Below are 23224 nucleotides of genomic sequence, written 5' to 3'. Positions count from 1 at the left end.
GACCTGCACTAGCCGCGCGGGTCGAGACCGCCGAGACGGGAGCGGGGGGGGGGAAAAAAAAGCCCCCCCCCCCCCCCCCCCCCAAACATCCGCCGCCCCCCCTGCCCCCGCCCCCACCCCCCCCCCCTCCTCCTCCCCACCCCCCCCGACCGCGCGTCTGCGCACACCTGAGGAGCAGGCCGCCCGCCATGGCTCACCGCGACAGGCGGACACGCTCGATGCCGGGCGGACCGCCGGGACCGAGACGATCAGGATCGACCCCGCGCGGATCCGCGCGCTCCGCGTCGCCTACGCCCCAGCACGGGACGGGGCCCCCGACGCCGGCGAGGTCGTGTGGACGTGGGTGCCGTACGAGGAGGGGGACGGGCGGGGGAAGGACCGGCCGGTGCTCGTGATCGGGCGGCAGTCCGACGACCGTGTGTACGCCGTGCGGATGACCAGCCGTCCGCATGACGGCGACCGCGACTACCTCTCGATCGGCTCCGGCGCCTGGGACGCCCAGGGTCGCGAGTCGTGGGTGGACATCGAGCAGTTGTACAGCGTGCACGAGCGCGGGTTGCGGAGGGAGGCGGCTGCGCTCGACCGCCAGCGCTACGCCAGGGTCGCCTCGGCCCTGGCCGCCCGCTACGGGTGGGCGCGGGCCTGACGCGCGCGCACCGATCCGCGACATCCAATCCGATCGGGCGATGGCTGCGAACCCTTGGTGAGTCGCGCACAGCGGCGCCACACAAGGAGGAATCATGCGTTTCATCCCCACCAAGGTCCACGGAATCCTCGACTACGTCGTCGGGATCGCCCTGATCGCCGCGCCCTGGCTGTTCGGCTTCGCGAGTGTCGGCGGTGCCGCCGTCGTCATCCCGATCGTCCTCGGCGTCGGGCTCATCGTCTACAGCCTGTTCACGAAGTACGAATGGGGTCCGTTCGGGCTCATCCCGATGCCCGTGCACTTGGTGTTCGACATCGTCGCGAGCCTGTTCCTGGCGCTCTCGCCGTGGCTGTTCGGTTTCGCCGACCAGCCCCTGAACGTCTGGCTTCCGCACGTGGTCGTGGGCGCGGCCGTGATCGTGGTCGTGCTGTTCTCGCAGCCGCAGCCGCAGACCGTCCGGGGGCGCGCGGCGACCGCGTGACATCCCCGCGGAACGGCGGCGGGTGGTCAGCCAGACAGCGGCCGCCCGCCGTCTCCGTGCGCGCGGGACGCCGTTCAGCTCGCAGGCCGGTACCGGGTGACGACGGCGCCCGAGCGCAGCTCCCGGCGCTCCACGAGCTCGAGGCGCAACTGCTCCGTGAGCCCGCCGAGCAGCGGCGGTCCGTGTCCGGCGACGACCGGGTGCACCACGAACTCGTACTCGTCGATGAGTCCGTGCTGAGCCAGGGTCACGGGGAGGGTCACGCCGCCGACCGACAGTCGGGCGTGCTCCGTCTTGAGCCGTGCGACCTGTTCGGCGAGGTCACCGCGGAGGAGTTCGGCGTTCCAGTCGACGGCGTCGAGGCCGCTCGACACCACGTACTTGCGCGCCCGGTCGATGGCCCTGGCGAACGGCACCTCCCACGGCCGCATCCACTCCGGCCACGTGCCGGAGGCGGGGCGGCGCCACGCGGACTCCATGAGTTCGTACGTCACCCGGCCGAACAGCATGGCGTCCGCCTCGCGCACCTGCGCGGTCCAGTAGCGCATCGACTCCTCGTCGGGCGGGAGGCCGGCCTCGTGGTGGCACGAGCCGTCGAGCGTCACGTTGATCGAGTAGCGCAGCGTCCCCATGGCTCCTCCGTCTCCGGTCAGGCGTCTTCGTCGTCGTCGTCCGCGACGTGCTCGGCGACCTGCTCGGTGTCGACCTGCGCGGGCGGCAGATCCTGCAGGAACTCCCGGTCGGTGTTCGGGTCGCCGCTGCCGTCGCCCGCGAGGGGGTCCTGAGCGCTCAGGTCGTCGGCGGGGGTGTTCTCTCGTCCGGTCATGTCGGCTCCTCTCGTGCACGGGTCGCCGGTCGCGTCCCGCTGTCGGCATGCTCTCGCGATCGCCGCCCGGCGACCAGGCCCTGGTGCGGGAGCCGAGGCGGTGGTACGGGATCAGGCGCGGAGTGCCGTGCTCAGCCAGCGTGCGTAGAGCAGCCACGGCTCGCCCGCGTCGCGCAGCCCGGCGATGTGTGCGCGCACGCGAGGGGTGAGCGTGAACCACTCTCCGCCCTCGCGTTCCGCGGCGAACTCGCGGTGGCGCTGCTGCTCGAGGGCACGCCCGCCCTGCTCGAAGGCCAACAGCTCGTGGTGCCGGATGCTCGCCAGGCGCTGCCGTGGCCGGCGGCTGGTGCCGATCTTGACCCGCTCGTCGAAGCGGAGGTAGTAGACGACGTCGATGCGGGGGAACGGGAGGTCGGGGTCAGGCGCATCACCGTAGCGCCATCCGCAGGCCGCGCAATGCAGGGCCCCGTCGATGCGGACTCCCGTGGGGTGACCGCAGAGGCCGCAGGGGGAGGGGAGGGGACCGGGGGTGGGCACAGCGGCATCCTACGGAGGGTGGCCGACACGCGGTCCACGGTCGCCCTCGGGCGCACCGCCCGAGAACGGACGCTCCTGCCATCACCGAGCGTTCATGTCAAGCACGGCGCCCGGCGCGGTCGGAGTTGCCACACTCGCGATATGGCCTTCATCGGATTCCACGCGTCACACGAGCAGATCCCCCCGAGCGCGCTTCTCGACGCCGTCGTCGCCGCGGAAGCCGCAGGGTTCGACGGCGCGATGTGCTCCGACCATCTCGCGCCGTGGCTGCCGGAGCAGGGCGAGTCGGGATTCGCGCTGAGCTGGATCGCGGCGGCGCTGGCACGCACGAGCTTCTCGATCGGGATGGTGAACGCGCCGGGACAGCGGTATCACCCGGTGGTGATGGCGCAGGCGTTCGCGACGCTGGAGGAGATGTTCCCCTGGCGGTTCTGGGCGGCGCTGGGCAGCGGGGAGGCGATGAACGAGCACGTCACGGGCGACCCGTGGCCGAGCAAGGAGGTCCGCAACCGCCGGCTGCGGGAGAGCGTCGACGTGATCCGCCTGCTGCTGGACGGCGAGGAGGTCACGCACGACGGGCTCGTGCGCGTGCATCGGGCGCGGGTGTGGAGCCGTCCCACGCAGCCGCCGCCCCTGCTCGCAACCGCGGTGAGCGCGGAGACGGCGCGATGGGCGGCATCGTGGGCTCAGGGCCTGGCGACTGTGGCGCAGGAGCCCGCGGCGCTCGCCCGCGTGGTGGACGCGTACCGGTCGGCGGGCGGAGAGGGGCCGTGCGTCCTGCAGGTGCACGTCAGCTGGGCCGATACCGACGCCGAGGCTCTCGACCTCGCCCGCACGCAGTGGCGACAGGGCGTGCTGACGCCGCCACTCGCGTGGAACATCGAGCAGCCGGAGGACTTCGACGCCGCGGTGGGCGCGGTCGACGAGAAGGCGCTGCGGTCGGCGGTACTGGTCGAGCACGATCCCGTGGCGCTCGCGGAGCGGGTCGCCGCACTCGCCGGGATCGGCTTCGACCGCGTGTACCTCCACCACGTCGGACAGGAGCAGTCCGGCTTTCTGGCCGCCGCGGCCGATGCGGTGCTGCCCCGGATGAAGGAGCTGCTGTGAAGATCACCGACACGAGCGACCTCTGGTGGAAGACCGCCGTCGTCTACTGCCTCGACGTGGAGACGTTCCTGGACACGAGCGGCGACGGGGTGGGCGACCTCCGGGGCCTCGCGCAGCGCATCGACTACCTCGCGCAGTTGGGGATGACGTGCCTGTGGCTCATGCCGTTCTATCCCACCCCCGACCGCGATGACGGCTACGACGTGAGCGACTTCTACGGCGTCGATCCGCGCCTGGGCTCGCACGGCGATCTCGTGGAGGTGATCCGCACGGCGCGCGACCGCGGCATGCGCGTGATCGTCGACCTGGTCATCAACCACACCTCCGATCGGCATCCGTGGTTCCGCGCCGCGATCCGCAGTGTGGACTCGCCGTACCGCGACTACTACGTGTGGCGAGACGACGCACCGCCGAAGGGCCAGAAGAACGCGGTGTTCCCCGGACAGGCCGACGGGATCTGGACGAAGGACGAGAAGTCGGGGCAGTGGTACCAGCACAGCTTCTACGAGCATCAGCCGGATCTGAACGTGGCCAATCCCCGCGTGCGCGACGAGATCGCGAAGGTGATCGGCTTCTGGTTGCAGCTCGGCATCTCCGGGTTCCGGGTCGACGCGGTGCCCTTCTTCCTGGAGATCCCAGTCGGAGCCGACATCCCCGACCCGCACGAACTCCTGCGGGATATGCGCCGCTTCCTCCAGCGACGCTCGAGCGAGGCGATCCTGCTCGGCGAGGTGAACCTGCCGTATGACCAGCAGGTCGAGTACTTCGGCGGCACGGACGGCGACGAGCTCACGATGCAGTTCGACTTCGTGGCGATGCAGGCGCTGTACCTGTCGTTGGCGCGGCGCGATCCGGCGCCGCTCATCGAAGCGCTCTCCTCGCGGCCGGCGCTGGGTCCTGAGGTGCAGTGGGCGAACTTCCTGCGCAACCACGACGAGCTCACGCTCGACAAGCTCAGCGACGCCGAGCGCCAGGAGGTGTTCGAGGCATTCGCCCCGGACGAGCGGCAGCGGGTGTTCGGACGCGGCATCACCCGCCGTCTGCCCCCGATGCTCGAGGGCGATCCCCGCCGGATCCGCATGGCGTACAGCCTGCTGTTCACGCTCCCCGGGACCACCGTGCTGTTCTACGGGGAGGAGATCGGGATGGGGGAGAACATCGACATCGCCGGGCGGGAGTCCGTGCGCACCCCCATGCAGTGGTCGGCGGACCGGAACGGCGGGTTCTCGGACGCCGCCCCGTCCCGACTGGTGTCGAAGCCACCCGCAGACGGCTACGCGCCCGAGCACGTGAACGTCGCCGCGCAGCTGGAGGACCGCGGTTCGCTGCTGCACTTCCTCCGCGAGCTCACCTCGCGGTACCGGGTGTCACCGGAGCTGGGCTGGGGCGAGTTCGCGGTGGTCGAGCAGCCGGTGGATGCGCTCCTGGTGCACTCGCTGCGGGCCGACGTCGGGAGGATCATCGCGGTGCACAACTTCGCCGAGCGTCCAGCCACGACCCGGTTCCGCCTCACGGATGAGCCCGCGGGGACGGCGCTCGTCGACCTGTTGGAGGCGCAGCGCATCACGCTCGACGACGATGGAGCCGTGGAGCTCGAGGTGCCGGCTTACGGCTACCGCTGGCTGCGCGTATCGCGACCGGGAGACGGACGGATCCTCTGAGGGGTGGTCAGCCTGCGAAGGAGAATGTGGTGGGCGATACCGGACTCGAACCGATGACCTCTTCCGTGTGAAGGAAGCGCGCTACCAACTGCGCCAATCGCCCATACCCGCGGGGTACGTCAACCGATACTACCGGACGCTCGGAGCCTCCGATGACCACTCCGCGAGACACGCGCGAGATTCGGTCCGGGTTTGGCAGGCGGGGATTCATCGGCTAATGTTTCATGAGTGCCCGGGACAACCGGGAACGAAATGCGGATGTAGCGCAGTTGGTAGCGCACAACCTTGCCAAGGTTGGGGTCGCGAGTTCGAGTCTCGTCATCCGCTCGAGTGCAGTAGGTCTTTTCGAAGATCGGCAGCACGTGGGGTCAATCCACACGGTGGCGTGGCCGAGCGGCTAGGCACCGGCCTGCAAAGCCGTTTACACGGGTTCGAATCCCGTCGCCACCTCACCTGAAACTGAATAGCCCCAACGGGCGCGATTGGCGCAGCGGTAGCGCGCTTCCCTGACACGGAAGAGGTCACTGGTTCGATCCCAGTATCGCGCACCACCAAAAAACCCCCGGGATCCCCGGGGGTTTTTCGCGTCGAGAGGACAGTCGCGACCGTCAGGCGCGGCGGAACACCTTGCGCACGAGTGACACCGTCATGACGACGGCGACCACCCAGGGCCCTGCCACGATGATCGGGTCGAGCCAGGTGTGCCGGACATCGACCCGCCCGCGTCCGAACCGCGAGGTGAGCGGACGGTGTCGCGGCTCTGCGAGGATCCCGGTCTGCGTGATCGGGTTGTCGGGCCGCGGCGTTGCCAGGGATCGCACGTGCGCCCCGACGGCCTCGATGCGGTCGCCGATCACGAGCAGCAGCCAGCGCGTGCTCTTCGTCTCGCTGAAGTGGTCGTAGGCGAAGCGACGCACACTTCCGGAGATGCCGTGCAGCGGTTGCGCCGTACCGAACACCGGAGGCACCATCGCGTGCTCGATGGAGTGTTCCCGTCCCTCCCTGCCGGGCTGCGGATCCGGGCGCGTCCAGTGCGCACCCGTGTCGCCGTAGTCCTCGAGCTGCTGCCACGTGCGGCGGTGCTCGGGGGGAAGGTCGGTGCCCCAGCCCGGGATGCGGTCGCGGAGCTCGTCCGCTGTCGGTGCCAGCGTCGGCTTGTGCGCTTCGTACGGCATGGCTCAGTCCTCTCCGATCGTGATGACGGGTTTGATGCAGTCGTCCAGCTTGCTGGAGAACACGTGGTAGGCCTCGGCGATGTGCTCGAGCGGGAAGCGGTGCGTCAGGAGCTCGCTCGGCCGCACGTGGCCCGCCTGGATGTGCTCGAGCAACCGCGGCCACTGCCGCAGGACGGGTGCCTGGTTGCCGCGGATCGTGAGGCCCTTGTTCATCGCGTCGCCGAGGCGCACGGCGGATACCAGTGGGCCGTACGCGCCGATCATCGATACGGTCCCGCCTTTGCGCACGGAGTCGATCGCCCAGTTCACGGCCACGGGGGACCCGCCCTGCAGCTTGAGCTTGGCCGCCGTCACGTGCTGGAGGAGGTTGCCGTCGGCCTCCGCGCCCACGGCGTCGATCGCCACGTCGGCGCCCAGGTATCCGGTCGCCTTCTTCATGGCGAGCACGGGGTCGCCGACCTCGCCGATGTGCATCGCCTCGGCGAACGCGAAGTCCCTGGCCTTGTCGAGCCGGTAATCCAGGTGGTCGAGGACGATCACCCGGCCTGCGCCGAGGAACCAGGCCGAGCGGGCGGCGGCCAGACCCACGGGTCCGGCACCGAAGACCGCGACGGTGTCGCCCTCCGCGATGTCGCCGAGCTGCGCGCCGAAGTACCCGGTGGAGAACGCGTCGGTGAGCAGTAGCGCATCCTCCGACGAGAGCCAGTCCGGCACGACGGAGGGTCCCACATCGGCGAAGGGCACGCGCACGAACTCCGCCTGCCCGCCGTCATAGCCACCCGTCGTGTGGGAGTAGCCGTAGATGCCGCCCACGGCCGTGGCATTGGGGTTCACGTTGTGGCAGTTCGAGAAGAGGCCGCGGGTGCAGAAGTAGCAGGAGCCGCACGCGATGTTGAACGGCACCATCACCCGGTCTCCGACCGAGAGGCTCTGCACTGAGGATCCGACCTCGTGCACGACGCCCACGATCTCGTGGCCGAACGTGTGCCCGATGCGGGTGTCCGGCATCATGCCGTGGTACAGGTGCAGATCCGACCCGCAGATCGCGGCGTGCGTGACACGCACGATCGCGTCGTTCGGGTGCTCGATCCGCGGTTCCGGTTTCTCAGCGACCTGGACCTTGTACGGTCCGCGGTACGTCATGGCGCGCATTGTTCTCTCCTCAGCAGTGCTCGGTGCGGTGGCCCGAAGGTAAGACCGCCGGGTGCGCAACGAGAGCCCGTTGACGGCGAGAGCCAGCCGGAGTAGCTTCACGCGCCCGGGCACGGCAGCCCTTCTCCGAGTGTTGTCAATCCCCGTGCTCCGCCGGCGCCTCCTCCGTACCGTCGGGCCATGTCCGAAACGACGTCGGCGCAGACGTGCACTCCCGCGATCGAGGCCGAGCGTGACCCCGCCACCGGCCTTCGCCGCATCACCCGTCTCGCCCAACTCGCCGCGGTGGTGCGCGCCTACCGCGGCCTGCACGTACGGTACTCCGGCGGGCCGGAGGACGACCAGCGCCGTTCCAGCCTCGACTCGGAGAGCGGACTGGAGCTCCCGGGCCTGTCCGTGAATCCTCTCGACGCAGAGCGCTGGTGGACCAGGCCGCTGGAGGACTGGCTCGCGCGGCAGCTGTGTCAGTATCAGCACCTCGCGGAGAAAGACCCGACACGCATCGCCTGGATCCTGCGCGGGGAGATCTGCGGGCGCGGTCCGGATTGCGAACCGCTGCTGCGCGACGTCCAGCCGATCGCGGTCCTTGACGCGTCCGTGCTCGTCGAGGCGCGGGATCGGTACGAGCGGAACTTCGACGCGGGGCGCGGCCCCGCGGACGACGCGGGAGGCGATTCATGAGCGAGCGGAGCGGCTGGTCAGAGGTCGCGCCCGGGTTCTTCCGCCTATCCGTGGCCGACGTGAACTGCTATCTGATGCAGTCCGCCGACGGCATCACGCTCTTCGATGCCGGATTGCCGCGCACCGGGAAGGTGCTGCCGGAACTGCTCGGGCATCTCGGGGCCCGGCGGAGCGACATCGACGCGGTCGTGCTCACCCACGGCCACTTCGACCACGTCGGCACTGCTCGGGCGCTGCAGGACGACGGCGTGACCGTGGTGGTGCACCCGGGCGATGCGGCACTCGCCCGGCACCCGTACCGCTATCGCCCCGCGACACCGCGTCTCCTCTACGTGCTCGGGCACCCCCGGGGCATCCCCGTGATCACTCGCATGGCGGCCGCCGGCGCGCTGACCGTGCGCGGCGTCGACGCGCAGCCGCGGGTGACGCATGGGCACCCTGTCGACGTGCCCGGTGCTCCGGTCGCGCTGTGGACGCCGGGTCACACCGACGGGCACTGCGCCTACCTGTTCGAGTCGCAGGGCGTGCTGATCGCCGGCGACGCCCTGGTGACCCTCGATCCCTACACGGGGGAGGAGGGCCCGCAGATCGTCGCGAACGCGGCCACCGCCGATCCTGAGGCAGCCATCGACTCCCTCGAGACGCTGGCGGCGACCGGAGCCAGGGTGGTGCTGACCGGCCACGGAGCGCCGGTGCTCGACGGAGTCGGATCCGCGGCGGCTGCGGCTCGTCGCCGCGGGCCACACTGACCGCCGGCCTCGACCTCGCAGCCTCGCCGGAGGTCGGCGCCCTCCCCGCAGCCGTGCGGGGGTGAACGCGGTGGGCGGCTACCGGCTCGCGCGCGGTCTACCCGCCGGTGTCGGTGGTCAGCGCCGCGCGGAGCCCGCGGCGCGCTTGACCTCGTCGTACGCCGCGAGTGCGGCCTTGCGGGTCTCGGCCAGGTCGACGATCGGCGCGGTCGGGGCATCGGGGGCCCACCGCGCGACGTACTCTCCGTCCCCGTCGAACTTCTTCGCCTGCAGCTCCGGGTTGAACACACGGAAGTACGGGGCCGCGTCCGCCCCGGACCCCGCGACCCACTGCCAGTTGAACGCGTTGTTGGCGCCGTCTGCATCGACCAGCGTGTCCCAGAACCACTCCTCGCCGAGCCGCCAGTCGATTAGCAGGTTCTTGATGAGGAAGGACGCGGTCACCATCCGCACCCGGTTGTGCATGTACCCGGTGTGCCACAGCTCGCGCATCCCCGCGTCGACGAGGGGGATCCCGGTCTCGCCGTGCTGCCAGGCATCCAGCTGCCGCGGGTCGAGTCCCGGCCAGGGGAACGCATCGAACTCGGGCCGGAGGTTCTTCGTGGCCAGATCGGGGAAGTGGTAGAGCGTGTGCCAGGCGAACTCGCGCCAGCCGAGCTCGGACAGGAACCGTGCCGAGCCCTCGACCCGGGTCGCCTCGGCCCACACGGTGAACGGGCTCAGCTCGCCCCAGCGCAGCCGGGGGGAGAGCAGGGAGGTCGCACCGGCGGCCGGCGCGTCTCTGGCCGCGTCGTACGCCGGGAGATCGTGGTCGAGGAAGTGTCGCAGCCGCCGTCGTGCTGCCGGCTCGCCCGGCTCCCAGGTGTCGCGGAGCCCGCCCGCCCAATCCGGTGTCGTGGGCAGCAGTTCCCAGTCGCCCGGGGCATCGGAGCGCGGCGGTCGCGCCACTCCGTCGAGTTCGCGCGGCTCCGGCAGGGGAGCACGGGGCGCGGGCAGTGCGCGGCAGGCGCGCCAGAACGGGGTGAAGACGGAGTAGTGCGTGCCGCTGCCCGTGGTGACGGTCCACGGCTCGTGCAGCAGGGAGCCCGCGAACGACTCCACCGTCAGGCCCTGATCGCGCAGCGAGCTCTTCAGCGCCGCGTCGATCTCCCGCTCCGGTCGCCCGTATCGACGGTTCCAGTAGACGGCGCCCGCCCCGCTCTCCGTGACGACCTCGCGCACCACGCGCTCGGCCGGGCCGCGCCGCAGCACGAGCCGGGCGCCCTTCTCGCGCAGCCGCTCGTCGAGGGAGGCCAGCGAGTGATGCAGCCACCACTTCGCGGCACCTCCGAGCGGGCGGATCCCCGGCGACTCCTCGTCGAGCACGAACAGCGCGATCACGGGCGCGTCCCGATCCATCGCGGCACGCAGCGCCGGATGGTCGGCGAGGCGGAGGTCGTCGCGGAACCAGATGATCGAGGGGGAGGTCATCGCGTCGTCCACAGAGCCCAGGCGATCAGGGCCGGTTGCAGGAAGAGACGGCCGAACCGACGCGCGTCCGTGTCGAGCCCCGGAGTGGAGCGGCCGGTGCGCCACTGATGCCAGTTGCCGGGGAAGACCGCGGCGAAGAACCCCGCCGTCGCCCAGCCGATCCGGCGGCGCTCCCGCGGCAGCGCGATCAGCCCCGCGGCGAGCGCGACCTCGACGGCGCCCGACGCGATCACGATGGCATCCTTGTCCATCCGCGTCGCCTCGGTCGCCCAGTCGGGCACCACCACCCGGAAGCCGCGCGTCTGCGTGAAGTGCAGCACGCCGACGGCGCCGAGGGCGAGAGCGAGGATCCAGCGGGCGATCGTCCGGGTCATGGGGCCACGCTACCGTCCGGTCCGACGGTTGCGGCGCCCCGTCGTTCGCGAAGCCGTCCTCGTGTGTCCTGACACACTGAGGTGGTGACCGTCTTCCGCATCGTCGTGCTGTTCGTCCTCGCCGCCGTCGCCGAGATCGGCGGTGCCTGGCTCATCTGGCAGGCCGTCAAGGAGGACCGCGGTTGGCTTTTCGCGGTCCTGGGGGTCATGGCGCTGGGGGCGTACGGCTTCGTCGCGGCGCTCCAGCCCGACGCGAACTTCGGCAGGGTGCTCGCCGCGTACGGTGGGATCTTCATCGCCGGATCCCTCGCCTGGGGCATCATCGTCGACGGTTTCCGTCCCACGGTCTGGGACTGGGTCGGGTCGGCGGTCGCGCTCGTGGGCGCGGCGATCATCATCCTCGCCCCGGCGGCCGCGTCCTCCTCGGCCGAGCCGGTGGCCTGACGGTCGGCGGCCCCCGGCCATACGAGTAGCCTAGATCCAGACCCAGATGGAGTGATCAGTGCCTGAAAACGCCCAGCCGACCGACGGCTTCGCCCTGTTCTCTGACCGAAACGTCGTCGCGATGCGCGTCAACGGCGAGCTCAAGGACCTCGCCACGACCCTGACCGGCACCGAGCAGGTCGAGCCGGTCACGATCGACAGCCCCGACGGCCTGAACATCCTGCGCCACTCGGCCGCGCACGTGCTCGCGCAGGCCGTGCAGCGCATCAACCCGCAGGCGAACCTCGGCATCGGCCCGCCCATCACCGACGGGTTCTACTACGACTTCGGCGTCGACACCCCGTTCACGCCGGAGGACATCAAGGCCATCACGAAGGAGATGCAGCGCATCGTCCGCGAGGGCCAGCGCTTCGTGCGTCGTGTCGTGACCGATGACGAGGCGCGCGCGGAGCTCGCCGACGAGCCGTTCAAGCTCGAGCTGATCGGGCTCAAGGGCGGCAAGGAGGCGGCCGAGGGCGCGTCGGTCGAGGTGGGCGAGGGCGAGCTCACGATCTACGACAACACGACCCGCGACGGCGAGGTCGTCTGGAAGGACCTCTGCCGCGGGCCGCATCTGCCCAACACGCGCATGATCGGCAACGGCTGGGACCTCACGCGCATCGCCGCCGCGTACTGGCGCGGCAGCGAGAAGAACCCGCAGCTGCAGCGCATCTACGGCACCGCCTGGCCCACGAAGGACGAGCTGCGCGCGTACCAGCACCGGCTGGAGGAGGCCGCCAAGCGCGACCACCGGCGACTCGGCAAGGAGCTCGACCTGTTCTCCTTCCCCGAGGAGATCGGGTCGGGCCTGAGCGTCTGGCATCCGCGCGGCGGCGTGGTGCGCGGCGAGATGGAGCAGCACGCGCGCAAGCGGCACATCGAGGGCGGCTACACCTACGTGTACACGCCGCACATCTCCAAGGAAGACCTCTTCCTCACCTCGAACCACCTCGTCACCTACAAGGACGGCATGTTCCCGCCCATCGTCATGGACGAGGAGCGCGACGAGAACGGCGAGATCACCAAGCAGGGCCAGGACTACTACCTGAAGCCCATGAACTGCCCGATGCACATCCTCATCTACAAGGAGCGCGCGCGCAGCTATCGCGACCTCCCGCTGCGGTTCGCGGAGAACGGCACGGTCTACCGCAACGAACTCTCCGGGGCCCTGCACGGCCTCACGCGGGTGCGCGGCTTCACGCAGGACGACTCGCACCTGTTCGTCACACCCGACCAGCTGGAGGAGGAGGTCGGCAAGGTCCTCGAGTTCATCCTCTCGATGCTCCGCGACTTCGGCCTCACCGACTTCGAGCTCGAGCTGTCGATGAAGGACGACGAGAAGTCGAAGTGGATCGGTTCGGACGAGTTCTGGGAGTCGTCCACCGACGCCCTGCGCCGCGTGGCCGTGGCCTCCGGTCTCAAGCTCACCGAGGTGCCGGGCGAGGCGGCGTTCTACGGGCCGAAGATCGACCTGAAGACGCGCGATGCGATCGGCCGCACGTGGCAGCTGTCCACGGTGCAGGTCGACCCCAACCTGCCCGAGCGCTTCGACCTCGAGTTCATGGACAAGGACGGCCAGAAGAAGCGTCCGATCATGATCCACCGGGCGCTGTTCGGCTCGATCGAGCGGTTCTTCGCGATCCTCCTCGAGCACTATGCGGGCGACTTCCCGGTGTGGCTCTCGCCGGTACAGGTCGTGGGGATCCCGGTCGCGGACGACTTCGCCGACTATCTGGGTGAGGTGATCGACACGCTCCGCTCCCGCGGTGTGCGTGCCGAGCTCGACACCTCCGACGACCGCATGCAGAAGAAGATCCGCACGCACACGACCGGCAAGGTCCCGCTGCTGCTGATCGCCGGGGAGCAGGACCGGGCCGCCGGCACCGTCTCCTTCCGCTACCGCGACGGCTCGCAGGAGAACGGCGTGCCGATCGCGCAGGCGGTCGACCGCATCCGCGCTGCCATCGACAGCCACGCCCTGGTGCAGACGGCCGGGGACCTGGCATGACCGAGGGGGAGCAGTCGCTGGAGGATGCAGGTCGCCTCGCCGGCGTGCCCGACGAGTTCCAGCGGCTGTGGACCCCCCACCGGATGGCCTACATCCAGGCGGGACCGGAGCCCCTGCGCGAGGAGTGCCCGTTCTGCGAGGCGCCGAAGTACCCCGACGCCGAGCGGCTCATCGTGGCACGGGGCACGACCGCGTACGTGTTGCTGAACCTGTTCCCGTACAACTCGGGGCACCTGCTGGTGTGCCCGTACCGTCACATCGCGACGTACGACCAGGCGAGTCCGGAAGAGGTGGCCGAGATCGGCGCGCTCACCCAGACGGCCATGCGGGTGCTGCGCGAGGTCTCCGGATGCGACGGCTTCAACCTGGGCATGAACCAGGGGGCGGTGGCGGGAGCCGGCGTGGACGCGCATCTGCATCAGCACGTGGTGCCGCGGTGGCGCTCCGACGCGAACTTCTTCCCGATCATCGCGAAGACGAAGGCGCTCCCGCAGCTCCTCGGCGAAGTGCGGGAGGCCGTCGCCCACGCGTGGCCGGAGTGACCGTCAGCGCACCTGCCGTGCGGTGAACTGCATGCGCGGGTGCGCGTAGAACTCCTGCGCCTCGATGAGCTGCAGCTCGCGCTCGCCCGAGTCGAGCGTCGCCTGCAGCAGGTCGTACACGCTGGAGGCGGTGCGCTCGAGCGCGGTCCTGGCGCTGCCGGTCTCGACGTAGTGCGCCGTGAACAGGGCGGCGGTCACGTCACCGGAGCCGTTCGCCTTCATGGGGAGGTGCGGCGTCTGGACGAGCCAGGCACCGTCGCCGTCGACCGCGAGCATCTCGATGGTCCCCTCCTCGCGGTCGGGCCGCTCGACGCTCGTCACGAGCACCGTGCGGGGGCCCATGGCGCGGGCGAGGTCGACCGAGGCGAGCGTGGACTCGAGCGTGTCGGGTTCGGTCTCGGTGAGGAACCCGAGCTCGAACTGGTTGGGGGTGATGATGTCCGCCACCGGGACGACGCGCTCGCGCAGAAGGATCGGGATCGCGGGGGCGACGAAGCAGCCCGATTTCGCGTTGCCCATGACCGGGTCGCACGCGTAGACCGCGTCGGGGTTGGCGGCCTTGACGCGCGCGACCGCATCGATGATCACGTCACCGATGCCCTCGCCTCCCTGGTAGCCGCTCAGGACGGCGTCGATCTGCCCGAACACTCCGCGGTCCTCGATGCCGGTGATGACCTCGCGCACGTCTGCGGGGTCGATCAGCGGTCCGCGCCAGGCGCCGTAGCCGGTGTGGTTGGAGAAGTTCACGGTGTAGACGGGCAGCACCTCGACGCCGATGCGCTGCAGCGGGAACACCGCGGCGGAGTTGCCCACGTGCCCGTACGCCACGGCGGACTGGATGGAGAGGATCTTCATGAACGAGCGCTTTCGGTCAGGGCGGGCCGGTGCCCGCGACGGGTGGTCATCGCGCGGCCGCGACGAGGTCGGCGACGAGCGTGTCGGCTTCCGCGTCGGTGAGGTCGTGGACGGTGAGACGGAGGTGGTGGGACGGATCGGCGCGGTCGTCGAGGGAGAACTCGTCACCGGTGCGGGCGAGCCACCCCCGCCGCATCAGGTGCTCGGCGACCTCGCGCGCGGGCCGGGGGAGTCGCACCCAGAGGCTCAGCCCGTCGGGCGCGGCGGCGTCGATGCCGTGCGCGCGCAGGCGTGCCGCGAACGCGGCGTTGCGCTCCGCGTAGTGCGCACCGGCGGTCGCGACGGTGGTCATCGCATCCTCGTCGGTCAGCTGTGCCAGGGCGAGGCGCTGCAGCAGGTGGCTCACCCAGGTGGTGCCCGGGCTGAGTCGCATCGCGAGACGTTCCGCGGTGTCGGGGTCGGTCGCCGCGATCGCGAGGCACATGTCGGGTCCGAGGAACTTCGACACCGAGCGCACGAGGGCGAAGCGCCGATGGTCCTCGCTGATCAAGGACTCGTACGGGCGCTGCGACAGCAGCGAGAAGTGGTCGTCCTCGATGATCAGGACGTACGGGTGATCGGCGAGGACACCGCGCAGCTCGGCGGCGCGCTGGGCCGTGAGACCCACGCCGGTGGGGTTCTGCGCCCGCGGTGTGCAGATCACGGCCCGAACGCCGGCGTCGAGAGCCGCCCGCAGTCCGTCGACCGTCATTCCCTGGTCGTCGACGGGGACCGGGACGGCCCGATAGCCGCCGAGCCGCACCGTGTGGATGCTGGCGAGGAAGCACGGATCCTCGAGCGCCACGGCGTCGTCGCGCATGAGGGCTTGGGCGAGCAGCCGCTCCACCGCATCGACCGCTCCGCTCGTCACAGTGATCCGGAAGTCCGCGTCCGGGAGGTCGGCCGCCATCCACCGGCGCGCCCACTCCTCCAGCCCCGGGTCGATCACGGGTTCGCCGTAGAGCACGGGACGGCTCGCGATCGTCATCAGCGCGGCCGACGGGTCGGGGATGCGCGCGGGGTCGGGGTTGCCGGTGCCGATGTCGCGGAGCACGGTGTCGGCCGCGTAGCCCTCCTGTGCCACGGCCTCGATCCCCGCGACCGTGGTGCCGGCGCGTCCGCGCGACAGGACGAGTCCCGCCTGGGCGAGCTGGCGGTACGCGGCGACGGCGGTGTTGCGGTTGACGCCGAGGGTGGCGGCGAGCTCGCGCACCGGCGGGAGGAGGGCTCCGGGAAGCAGGATCCCGCGGTCGCGCAGGGCGCGCACGCTGTCGGCGATCTCCGCCGCGGTGCTGCCTGTGATCCGGTCGCTCATGATCCTCCTCCGCGATTCTAGGTGGGATCGGACAGTGCTACGTTTGATCTAGATCAAACCCGATTACGGATCATCCGACAGGAGCTCCCCATGTCCGAGCAGAACACCACCGGATCGTCGCGCGTCAAGCGCGGTCTCGCCGAGATGCTCAAGGGCGGCGTCATCATGGACGTCGTGACCGCCGAGCAGGCGAAGATCGCCGAGGACGCGGGCGCCGTCGCCGTCATGGCGCTCGAGCGCGTGCCGGCCGACATCCGCGCGCAGGGCGGCGTCTCGCGCATGAGCGACCCGGACATGATCGACAGCATCATCGATGCCGTGTCGATCCCGGTGATGGCGAAGGCGCGCATCGGTCACTTCGTCGAGGCGCAGGTGCTGCAGGAGCTCGGTGTCGACTACATCGACGAGTCCGAGGTGCTCTCGCCGGCCGACTACGTGAACCACATCGACAAGTTCGGCTTCACGGTGCCCTTCGTGTGCGGCGCCACGAACCTCGGCGAAGCGCTGCGACGCATCAACGAGGGGGCGGCGATGATCCGCTCGAAGGGCGAGGCCGGAACGGGCGACGTGTCCGAGGCGATGAAGCACATCCGCAAGATCCGCGGGGAGATCGCTGCGCTCACGGCTCTCCCGAAGGACGAGCTGTTCGTCGCCGCGAAGGAGCTGCAGGCGCCGTACGAGCTGGTCGCCGAGATCGCCGAGACGGGCACGCTCCCCGTCGTGCTGTTCGTGGCCGGCGGCGTCGCGACCCCCGCGGACGCCGCGATGATGATGCAGCTCGGGGCGGACGGCGTGTTCGTCGGCTCCGGCATCTTCAAGTCGGGCAACCCCGCCGAGCGCGCGAAGGCGATCGTGAAGGCCACGACGTTCTTCGACGACCCGAAGGTGATCGCCGAGGTGTCCCGCGGGCTCGGCGAGGCGATGGTCGGCATCAACGTCAGCGACCTGCCGGCGCCGCACCGGCTCGCCGAGCGTGGCTGGTAGCCCGCGGGTCGGCGTGCTCGCGCTGCAGGGCGATGTGCGCGAGCACGCCGCCCTGCTCGCCCGTCTCGGCGCCCAGGTGGAGCTCGTCCGGCGCCCGGAGGAGCTCGCCGCCGTGAACGGCCTGGTGATCCCGGGTGGCGAGTCCACCGTGATCGACAAGCTGTCGCGCACGTTCGGGATGCAGGAGCCGATCCGCGACGCGATCGCCGCCGGGCTCCCGGTGCTCGGCACGTGCGCGGGGTTGATCATGCTGGCCGACACGGTCGTCGACGCGATCGAGGGCCAGCAGTCGTTCGGAGGGCTCGACGCGGTGGTCAGGCGGAACGCGTTCGGCCGTCAGGTGGAGTCGTTCGAGGCGCAGCTCGACGTGGCGGCCTTCGGTGCACCGCCGGTGTCGGCGGCGTTCATCCGCGGACCGGTCGTCGAGTCGATCGGTCCTCGTGCGACCCCGCTCGCGGCGCTACCGGACGGCCGCGTGGTGGCGGTGGAGCAGGGAGCGCTGCTGGGCCTGAGCTTCCACCCGGAGATCTCCGGCGAGACCCGCTTCCACGAGCGCTTCCTCGCCCGCGTCGAAGGCGGCCACTCCGTCGCCGCCGCCTGACCGCCGGAGGCGTCGTCACACCAGGGCGGCCAGCCACCGCAGCGCGGGACCGGCTTGCGCCCGCTGGAAGGCGCGCAAGCCGGGGAGCTGCGGAATCTCCGGCCTGCTCTGTTCGGCCCAGAGGTACGAGGCGAAGCCCGCGATGACCGGCAGCAGGTCCCTCGGAGGGGGAGCGCCGTGCTCCTCGAACACCGGGTAGGCCTGCGTGCAGGTCGGTCCGCCGCTCGCCTCGATGCTCGGCAGCACGCAGGGGAGGTCGACCCATGCGGCCCCGCGGCGCGCATGCGGCCAGTCGAGCAGGTGGGCGCGACCGTCGGCGATGAGGATGTTGTCGGCCCGGACGTCGTCGTGGACGAGGACATCTCCGCGCACGGCCCCCGCGAACTCCGCCTCCAGTTCACGCAGTCGGGGCAGCGAATCCCGGACCGACGGGGGCAGAGCGCCGCGGAGGTCGGGGGTGGCGGCGATCTCCTGCCAGCGCGTGAAACCCGGCACCATGCTCTCGTCCGCGGCCGTCAGGGTTCTCGGTGCCGGCGTGGTGCCGACGACGGCGAGGGCGTCCGCCACCGCGTGCAGGTCATCCGCTGTCCACGGGCGCCCCGGATGGCGGCCGTCGATCGCCTCGACGACCAGCACGGCACCGATGTCGTCCTGCACCGTCCCCAGCACTCGGGGCGCGACGCCCGAGGGGAGGGTCGACAGCGTGACGATCTCCTGGCGGAGCAGGCGCACCGAGTCGGCGTGCCAGTCCGCGCCCGCGGCCTTCACGAAAGCCCGACCGCCGGTCGTGACCACGGTGCCCGCGTACGTGGCGCTGAAGCCGCCGTGCGCGGGGGCGTCGGAGATGTACTCTCCGCCGATCACGTCCAGCGCCGCGGCGCGGAGGCTCTCGGGCAGGGAGGTCCACGCGGGGCGGAGGCGGTCGGCTCCTGCGGTCACACCCTGCTCCTCTCGCGCGCGATCAACGGCGGCCTCGACCGTAGCAGGCGGGCGAGTCGGGTCAGGGGAGAAGGGCACGGATGGCGTGCACCGTGCGGTCGATGTCGTCCGCGGTCGTCGCCCACGACGACATCGAGCAGCGCAGCGCGGCTCGCCCCCGCCATTCCGCTCCGGTGACGACGGCCGTGCCGTCGACCAGGATCGCGGCACCGAGCTCGCGGGTCGCCTCGTCCGTGTCGAGCCGGAACATCACCTGGGTGTAGTCGACGTCGTTGATCACCTCGATCGCGTCGAGGCCGCGCAGGCCGGAGGCCATGCGTACGGCGTTGTCGTGGAGGCGGTCGACGAGATCCGCGACCCCGGAACGCCCGAGGCTGCGCAACGCCGCGTACGCCGGCACCCCGCGGGCGCGGCGCGACAGCTCCGGCGTCACATCCCACGGGTCGAGGCCGGAGTACACGAGGTAGTCGCCGCCGGTGCGGAACGCCGCGATCGAATCGGCGGGATCGCGGACGATCGCCATGCCGCAGTCGTACGGCACGTTCAGCGTCTTGTGTGCGTCGGTCGCCCAGGAGTCCGCGTCCTCCATGCCGGCGGTCAGATGTCGCAGCGCGGGGGAGGCGGCCGCCCACAGACCGAAGGCGCCGTCCACGTGCACCCAGGCGCCGTGTCGGCGTGCGATCGCGATCAGCGCGCGGAAATCGTCGAACGCTCCGGTATGGACCTCTCCCGCCTGCAGGCACACGATGAGCGGGCCGGATCCGCCGTCGAGGACGCGCTCGAGCTCGGCGGGGTGCATCCTGCCCTGCGCGTCGGCATCCACCACGTCGACCTCGGCGCGACCGATCCCGAGGAACCGTGCCGCGCGGTCGATCGATCCATGACGATCGGCACCCACCACGAACCGCACCGGCGGCGCGGAGCGCAGTCCCCGTTCGGCGAGGTCCCACCCCGCCCGCGCGAGGACGGCGTTCCGTGCGGACGCGAGGCACGTGAAGTTCGCGAGCTGACCGCCCGTGACGAAGCCGACGCTGCTCGCGGACGGGAGGCCGAGCAGCTCGAGCAGCCACTGTCCTGCCACCCGCTCCATCGCGACGGTCGCCGGGGTGAGCAGGGAGGAGCCGGAGTTCTGATCCCACGCGGACACGAGCCAGTCTGCGGCGAGAGCGGCCGGATGAGTGCCGCCGATCACGAATCCGAAGAACCGTCCCCCGGGGATGGCCACGAGTCCGGGCTCGGCCTTAGCCGCGATGTCCTCGACAACGGCCGCGGGGTCCTCCGCCCGCTCCGGGAGAGGCGTGCCGAACACCTGCAGCATCTCGTCGAGGCTCGCGCGCGGCCACACCGGTCGATCGTCGAGGGTGCCCAGGAACGCCTCGGCTCGACGGTGAGCGGCGTCGAGAGCACGCTCCCGGTCGCCCATGCGGTCAGTCTCCCACCGCCGCAGCGCCCCGACAAGGCACTGTGCCGCCGGGTGTTCCGCGGTGTTCCTTTAGAATGGACGACGCCCTGGACACGCGCCGGGGCCCTGACGACGAGCGGAGACTTATGTCCGGGCATTCCAAGTGGGCCACGACCAAGCACAAGAAGGCCGTCATCGACGCGCGCCGTGCCAAGTCCTGGGCCAAGCTCATCAAGAACATCGAGGTCGCGGCCAAGCTCGGCGGCGCCGACCTGCAGGGCAACCCGACCCTGTTCGACGCGGTCCTCAAGGCCAAGAAGACGTCCGTCCCGAAGGACAACATCGACCGGGCCATCAAGCGCGGTGCGGGCATCGGCGGCGAGGCCGTCGAATACACCTCGATCATGTACGAGGGCTACGGCCCCAACGGTGTGGCGCTCATGATCGAGTGTCTGACCGACAACAAGAACCGTGCCGCCGCCGAGGTGCGCACCGCGCTGAGCCGCAACGGGGGCACGCTCGCCGACCCCGGCAGCGTCGCGTACAACTTCAGTCGCAAGGGCGTCATCGTGGTCGGGTCGGAGGGCACGACCGAGGACGACGTGATGATGGCCGCGCTCGAGGCGGGGGCCGAGGAGATCGAGCCGCACGCCGAGGGCTTCGAGGTCATCACCGAGGCGAGCGACCTGGTCGCCGTGCGCAGTGCGCTGCAGGAGGCGGGCATCGAGTACGAGTCGGCCGACGTCGAGTTCGTGCCGAACCTCAAGGTCGAGATCGACGCCGACACGGCCCGCAAGGTGTTCCGACTGATCGACGCGCTGGAGGACAGCGAGGACGTGCAGAACGTCTTCAGCAACTTCGACCTGTCGGCCGAGGTCCAGGCGGAGCTCGAGAACGACGACGCGTAGGCGCGGCTGACCTCGACGGGCACGTTCCGCGCCTAGCCTGGGACGGTGACGTCGACCATCCGCGTGCTGGGCATCGACCCGGGACTCACCCGCTGCGGTGTCGGGATCGTCGACGTCGACCGGGCCCGCCGGGGCACCCTCGTGCACGTCGGTGTGATCCGCTCGGCGATCGATGCGCCGATCGGCGAGCGACTCGCGGTCGTCGCCGCGGGGATCCGCGAGGCGATCGCCCAGCACCGCCCTGACGCGGTCGCGGTCGAGCGCGTCTTCGCGCAACAGAACAGCCATACGGTGATGGGCACGGCGCAGGCGAGCGGGGTCGCGCTCCTCATCGCCGCCGAGTCAGGGCTTCCCGCGGCGACCCACACGCCCAGCGAGGTCAAGGCGGCCGTCACGGGCTACGGCTCCGCCGACAAGAGGCAGGTGCAGGCGATGATCGCCCGCATCCTGCGTCTGGATGCGCCGCCGCAGCCGGCGGACGCCGCGGACGCTCTCGCGATCGCCCTGTGTCACGCCTGGCGGCGCGGGGCGCCCCGAGCCGGCGGTGCGGCGGGCGGACTGACCCCGGCGCAGCGGGCCTGGGCGGACGCGGAGCGTGTCGCTCGAACATATGTGCGAGCGACCTCCTAGGCTGGGAGGATGATCTCCTCTCTGCACGGCACCGTGCTGCACACGACGCCGGACCAGGTCGTCATCGAGGTGGGTGGCGTGGGCTTCGCGGTCGCCGTCCCCGCCGATGTCGCGCACACGGCGACGGTGGGGGAGAAGCTGCGCCTGCACACGAGCCTGATCGTGCGCGAGGACGCCCTCTCGCTCTTCGGCTTCGCCGATCGGGCGGAGCTGGAGATCTTCACGCTGCTGCTCAGCGTGACGGGCGTGGGGCCGAAGTCGGCGCTGGGCGTGCTGTCGCATCTGACGACGGACCAGATCGCCGAGGCCGTCACCGCCGAGGACGACGCTCCGTTCCGGCGTGTGTCCGGCATCGGGCCCAAGACGGCCAAGCTCATCGTGGTGCAGCTCGCGGGGAAGGTGCACGCCGTTGCCGCCCCGGCCGCGACGCAGGCCTCGGGGGGGAGTGACATCGTGTCGCAGGTCGCCGCCGCGCTCGTGGGTCTCGGGTGGTCGGAGAAGGTGGCCGCCGAGGCGGCGACCGAGACCGCTGCCGCGGCGACCGAAGCCGAGCGGGCGTCGGTCGCGTCGCTGCTGCGGCGCACGCTCGCCCTGCTCGGCCCGGCGCAGGGAGGATCGGCGCGTGTCTGACCCGCTCGACCCGACCGAGCCCACCGACGAGTCGGAGCTCGCGATCGAGGGCGCGCTGCGCCCCTCCAGCCTCCGTGACTTCGTGGGCCAGCAGAAGGTGCGCGGTCAACTCCAGCTGCTGCTCGAGGCCGCGCGCCTGCAGTCCCGTCCCGCCGACCACATCCTGCTCGCGGGTCCTCCGGGACTCGGCAAGACCACGCTCGCGATGATCGTCGCCCACGAGAGCGAGCGTCCGCTCCGTATGTCCAGCGGCCCCGCGATCCAGCACGCGGGAGATCTCGCGGCTCTGCTGTCGAGCCTGATGCCGGGCGAGGTGCTGTTCATCGACGAGATCCATCGCATGGCCCGCTCCGCGGAGGAGATGCTCTACCTCGCGATGGAGGACTACCGCATCGACATCATGGTGGGCAAGGGTGCGGGCGCCACGAGCATCCCCCTGGAGCTGTCGCCGTTCACCCTGGTCGGGGCGACGACGCGCTCGGGCCTGCTGCCCAATCCGCTCCGCGACCGCTTCGGGTTCACCGGCCACCTTGAGTTCTACGAGGAGGGCGAGCTCGAGCAGGTCATCGCGCGTTCCGCGTCGGTGCTGGGGGTCGGGCTCCCGACCGACGCCCTCTCCGAGATCGCGCGCCGATCTCGAGGAACCCCCCGAATCGCCAACCGCCTGCTGCGCCGCGTGCGCGACTACGCGCTGGTGCACGGCGACGGTGCGGCGACGCTGCACGACGTGCGGGCGGCGCTGGAGCTCTATGACGTCGACGCGATCGGTCTCGACCGGCTGGACCGAGCGGTGCTCGACGCGCTCGTCCGGCGTTTCCGCGGGGGACCGGTGGGTCTCGGCACCCTCGCGGTCGCGGTGGGCGAGGAGGCCGAGACCGTGGAGAGCGTGGTCGAACCGTACCTCGTGCGCATCGGATTCCTGGGGCGCACGCCGCGCGGACGAGTCGCGACACCCGAGGCGTACGCGCACCTCGGGGTCGCGCACCCCGACGGGATGCTCACGCTGGATGACCTATAATCGCTGAAGGC

Annotated in this window: 26 protein-coding genes and 4 tRNA genes; 18 read left to right on the top strand and 12 right to left on the bottom strand. The window is 70.8% G+C overall.

The window, feature by feature from the left end:
- Positions 1–331 precede the first annotated feature (331 nt).
- Together ACFV3I_RS10960 and ACFV3I_RS10955 are read left to right on the top strand one after the other, a co-directional pair.
- Positions 332–646 carry a type II toxin-antitoxin system PemK/MazF family toxin gene (locus ACFV3I_RS10960; RefSeq protein ID WP_378822801.1) on the top strand — a complete coding sequence of 105 codons (315 nt, stop codon included), beginning with the start codon at positions 332–334 and terminating at the stop codon, positions 644–646.
- Positions 647–740: 94 nt separating this feature from the next.
- Positions 741–1127 (top strand): SPW repeat protein, encoded by a 387-nt coding sequence (locus ACFV3I_RS10955; RefSeq protein ID WP_136045997.1) that lies wholly within the window; start codon positions 741–743, stop codon positions 1125–1127.
- Positions 1128–1201: 74 nt separating this feature from the next.
- Here the strand turns inward: ACFV3I_RS10955 and ACFV3I_RS10950 are convergent, their stop codons facing one another.
- The 3 genes from ACFV3I_RS10950 to ACFV3I_RS10940 all read right to left on the bottom strand — a co-directional run bounded on the left by ACFV3I_RS10950 (position 1202) and on the right by ACFV3I_RS10940 (position 2490).
- Positions 1202–1759 (bottom strand): dihydrofolate reductase family protein, encoded by a 558-nt coding sequence (locus tag ACFV3I_RS10950; RefSeq protein ID WP_247638819.1) that lies wholly within the window; start codon positions 1757–1759, stop codon positions 1202–1204.
- 17 nt (positions 1760–1776) lie between these two features.
- A complete protein-coding gene (locus ACFV3I_RS10945; RefSeq protein WP_247638818.1) occupies positions 1777–1953 on the bottom strand; it encodes a hypothetical protein in 177 nt (58 codons plus the stop codon).
- A gap of 111 nt (positions 1954–2064) precedes the next feature.
- Positions 2065–2490, bottom strand: coding sequence for a GIY-YIG nuclease family protein (locus tag ACFV3I_RS10940; protein ID WP_136033078.1), 426 nt, complete (start codon positions 2488–2490; stop codon positions 2065–2067).
- Between the two features lie 141 nt (positions 2491–2631).
- Here ACFV3I_RS10940 and ACFV3I_RS10935 point away from each other — a divergent pair, with 141 nt between their 5' ends.
- Together ACFV3I_RS10935 and ACFV3I_RS10930 are read left to right on the top strand one after the other, a co-directional pair.
- Positions 2632–3597, top strand: coding sequence for a TIGR03885 family FMN-dependent LLM class oxidoreductase (locus tag ACFV3I_RS10935; protein ID WP_247638817.1), 966 nt, complete (start codon positions 2632–2634; stop codon positions 3595–3597).
- On the top strand, positions 3594–5258 hold the full coding sequence (locus ACFV3I_RS10930; RefSeq protein WP_378822798.1) for an alpha-amylase family protein: 1665 nt from the start codon (positions 3594–3596) through the stop codon (positions 5256–5258). The genes ACFV3I_RS10935 and ACFV3I_RS10930 overlap by 4 nt, the downstream gene beginning before the upstream one ends.
- A 27-nt stretch (positions 5259–5285) precedes the next feature.
- Here the strand turns inward: ACFV3I_RS10930 and ACFV3I_RS10925 are convergent.
- Positions 5286–5361, bottom strand: a tRNA-Val gene (locus tag ACFV3I_RS10925).
- 151 nt (positions 5362–5512) lie between these two features.
- On the opposite strand from ACFV3I_RS10925, the gene ACFV3I_RS10920 reads away from it, so the two are divergent.
- The 3 genes from ACFV3I_RS10920 to ACFV3I_RS10910 all read left to right on the top strand — a co-directional run bounded on the left by ACFV3I_RS10920 (position 5513) and on the right by ACFV3I_RS10910 (position 5809).
- Positions 5513–5585, top strand: a tRNA-Gly gene (locus ACFV3I_RS10920).
- 52 nt (positions 5586–5637) lie between these two features.
- Positions 5638–5708: transfer RNA gene (locus tag ACFV3I_RS10915), tRNA-Cys, on the top strand.
- 26 nt (positions 5709–5734) lie between these two features.
- Positions 5735–5809: transfer RNA gene (locus tag ACFV3I_RS10910), tRNA-Val, on the top strand.
- Between the two features lie 57 nt (positions 5810–5866).
- On the opposite strand, the gene ACFV3I_RS10905 is transcribed toward ACFV3I_RS10910, so the two are convergent.
- Positions 5867–6433 carry a hypothetical protein gene (locus ACFV3I_RS10905; protein WP_378822797.1) on the bottom strand — a complete coding sequence of 189 codons (567 nt, stop codon included), beginning with the start codon at positions 6431–6433 and terminating at the stop codon, positions 5867–5869.
- Between the two features lie 3 nt (positions 6434–6436).
- Positions 6437–7585: a zinc-dependent alcohol dehydrogenase gene (locus ACFV3I_RS10900; protein WP_378822795.1), complete on the bottom strand. Its 1149-nt coding sequence runs from the start codon at positions 7583–7585 to the stop codon at positions 6437–6439.
- A 180-nt stretch (positions 7586–7765) separates the two neighbouring features.
- Between ACFV3I_RS10900 and ACFV3I_RS10895 the strand changes: the two genes are divergently transcribed.
- Both ACFV3I_RS10895 and ACFV3I_RS10890 read left to right on the top strand, forming a co-directional pair.
- Positions 7766–8266 carry a DUF6098 family protein gene (locus ACFV3I_RS10895; protein ID WP_378822793.1) on the top strand — a complete coding sequence of 167 codons (501 nt, stop codon included), beginning with the start codon at positions 7766–7768 and terminating at the stop codon, positions 8264–8266.
- Entirely contained in the window at positions 8263–9015 is a 753-nt protein-coding gene (locus ACFV3I_RS10890; protein ID WP_378822791.1) for an MBL fold metallo-hydrolase, read from the top strand. Before ACFV3I_RS10895 ends, ACFV3I_RS10890 begins: the two co-directional genes overlap by 4 nt.
- A gap of 117 nt (positions 9016–9132) precedes the next feature.
- On the opposite strand, the gene ACFV3I_RS10885 is transcribed toward ACFV3I_RS10890, so the two are convergent.
- Together ACFV3I_RS10885 and ACFV3I_RS10880 are read right to left on the bottom strand one after the other, a co-directional pair.
- The gene (locus ACFV3I_RS10885; protein WP_378822789.1) at positions 9133–10485 is read right to left on the bottom strand and encodes a cryptochrome/photolyase family protein; all 1353 of its coding nucleotides are present in this window, start codon (positions 10483–10485) and stop codon (positions 9133–9135) included.
- Complete coding sequence (locus tag ACFV3I_RS10880) at positions 10482–10859, bottom strand: hypothetical protein (protein ID WP_378822788.1); 378 nt, start codon at positions 10857–10859, stop codon at positions 10482–10484. Before ACFV3I_RS10880 ends, ACFV3I_RS10885 begins: the two co-directional genes overlap by 4 nt.
- Before the next feature lie 84 nt (positions 10860–10943).
- On the opposite strand from ACFV3I_RS10880, the gene ACFV3I_RS10875 reads away from it, so the two are divergent.
- From ACFV3I_RS10875 to ACFV3I_RS10865, 3 genes are all read left to right on the top strand, one after another.
- The gene (locus ACFV3I_RS10875) at positions 10944–11303 is read left to right on the top strand and encodes a YnfA family protein (protein ID WP_136033613.1); all 360 of its coding nucleotides are present in this window, start codon (positions 10944–10946) and stop codon (positions 11301–11303) included.
- A 121-nt stretch (positions 11304–11424) separates the two neighbouring features.
- Positions 11425–13350, top strand: coding sequence for a threonine--tRNA ligase (gene thrS / locus ACFV3I_RS10870; RefSeq protein WP_206253369.1), 1926 nt, complete (start codon positions 11425–11427; stop codon positions 13348–13350).
- Complete coding sequence (locus ACFV3I_RS10865) at positions 13347–13892, top strand: HIT domain-containing protein (protein WP_136033617.1); 546 nt, start codon at positions 13347–13349, stop codon at positions 13890–13892. The genes thrS and ACFV3I_RS10865 overlap by 4 nt, the downstream gene beginning before the upstream one ends.
- A gap of 3 nt (positions 13893–13895) precedes the next feature.
- Here the strand turns inward: ACFV3I_RS10865 and pdxY are convergent, their stop codons facing one another.
- Entirely contained in the window at positions 13896–14747 is an 852-nt protein-coding gene (gene pdxY / locus ACFV3I_RS10860; protein WP_206251212.1) for a pyridoxal kinase PdxY, read from the bottom strand.
- A gap of 46 nt (positions 14748–14793) precedes the next feature.
- The gene (locus tag ACFV3I_RS10855) at positions 14794–16101 is read right to left on the bottom strand and encodes an aminotransferase class I/II-fold pyridoxal phosphate-dependent enzyme (RefSeq protein WP_206251213.1); all 1308 of its coding nucleotides are present in this window, start codon (positions 16099–16101) and stop codon (positions 14794–14796) included.
- 90 nt (positions 16102–16191) lie between these two features.
- On the opposite strand from ACFV3I_RS10855, the gene pdxS reads away from it, so the two are divergent.
- Together pdxS and pdxT are read left to right on the top strand one after the other, a co-directional pair.
- Positions 16192–17085, top strand: coding sequence for a pyridoxal 5'-phosphate synthase lyase subunit PdxS (pdxS, locus tag ACFV3I_RS10850; RefSeq protein WP_136033624.1), 894 nt, complete (start codon positions 16192–16194; stop codon positions 17083–17085).
- Positions 17075–17686 carry a pyridoxal 5'-phosphate synthase glutaminase subunit PdxT gene (gene pdxT / locus ACFV3I_RS10845; protein ID WP_378803712.1) on the top strand — a complete coding sequence of 204 codons (612 nt, stop codon included), beginning with the start codon at positions 17075–17077 and terminating at the stop codon, positions 17684–17686. Before pdxS ends, pdxT begins: the two co-directional genes overlap by 11 nt.
- Positions 17687–17701: 15 nt before the next feature.
- Here pdxT and ACFV3I_RS10840 read toward each other — a convergent pair whose 3' ends face one another.
- Together ACFV3I_RS10840 and ACFV3I_RS10835 are read right to left on the bottom strand one after the other, a co-directional pair.
- Positions 17702–18625, bottom strand: a complete 924-nt coding sequence (locus tag ACFV3I_RS10840) for a phosphotransferase (RefSeq protein ID WP_247981703.1) — start codon at positions 18623–18625, stop codon at positions 17702–17704.
- Between the two features lie 61 nt (positions 18626–18686).
- Positions 18687–20048 carry a pyridoxal phosphate-dependent decarboxylase family protein gene (locus ACFV3I_RS10835; protein WP_378803711.1) on the bottom strand — a complete coding sequence of 454 codons (1362 nt, stop codon included), beginning with the start codon at positions 20046–20048 and terminating at the stop codon, positions 18687–18689.
- 125 nt (positions 20049–20173) lie between these two features.
- Here ACFV3I_RS10835 and ACFV3I_RS10830 point away from each other — a divergent pair, with 125 nt between their 5' ends.
- Genes ACFV3I_RS10830 through ruvB form a run of 4 tightly spaced genes read left to right on the top strand, consistent with a single transcriptional unit; the run spans position 20174 to position 23213 of the window.
- Positions 20174–20935, top strand: a complete 762-nt coding sequence (locus ACFV3I_RS10830) for a YebC/PmpR family DNA-binding transcriptional regulator (protein WP_136033632.1) — start codon at positions 20174–20176, stop codon at positions 20933–20935.
- Positions 20936–20980: 45 nt separating this feature from the next.
- Positions 20981–21565 carry a crossover junction endodeoxyribonuclease RuvC gene (gene ruvC, locus ACFV3I_RS10825; RefSeq protein WP_136033634.1) on the top strand — a complete coding sequence of 195 codons (585 nt, stop codon included), beginning with the start codon at positions 20981–20983 and terminating at the stop codon, positions 21563–21565.
- A 9-nt stretch (positions 21566–21574) separates the two neighbouring features.
- The gene (ruvA, locus tag ACFV3I_RS10820) at positions 21575–22195 is read left to right on the top strand and encodes a Holliday junction branch migration protein RuvA (protein ID WP_378803710.1); all 621 of its coding nucleotides are present in this window, start codon (positions 21575–21577) and stop codon (positions 22193–22195) included.
- Positions 22188–23213 (top strand): Holliday junction branch migration DNA helicase RuvB, encoded by a 1026-nt coding sequence (gene ruvB / locus ACFV3I_RS10815; protein ID WP_378822787.1) that lies wholly within the window; start codon positions 22188–22190, stop codon positions 23211–23213. Before ruvA ends, ruvB begins: the two co-directional genes overlap by 8 nt.
- Positions 23214–23224: the final 11 nt, after the last annotated feature.

The sequence above is a fragment of the Microbacterium sp. NPDC059771 genome, from assembly GCF_042732495.1.
Taxonomy (GTDB): domain Bacteria; phylum Actinomycetota; class Actinomycetes; order Actinomycetales; family Microbacteriaceae; genus Microbacterium; species Microbacterium sufflavum.
The sequence above is the reverse complement of the archived record's forward strand: the minus strand, read 5'-3'. Positions and strand labels throughout refer to the sequence as shown.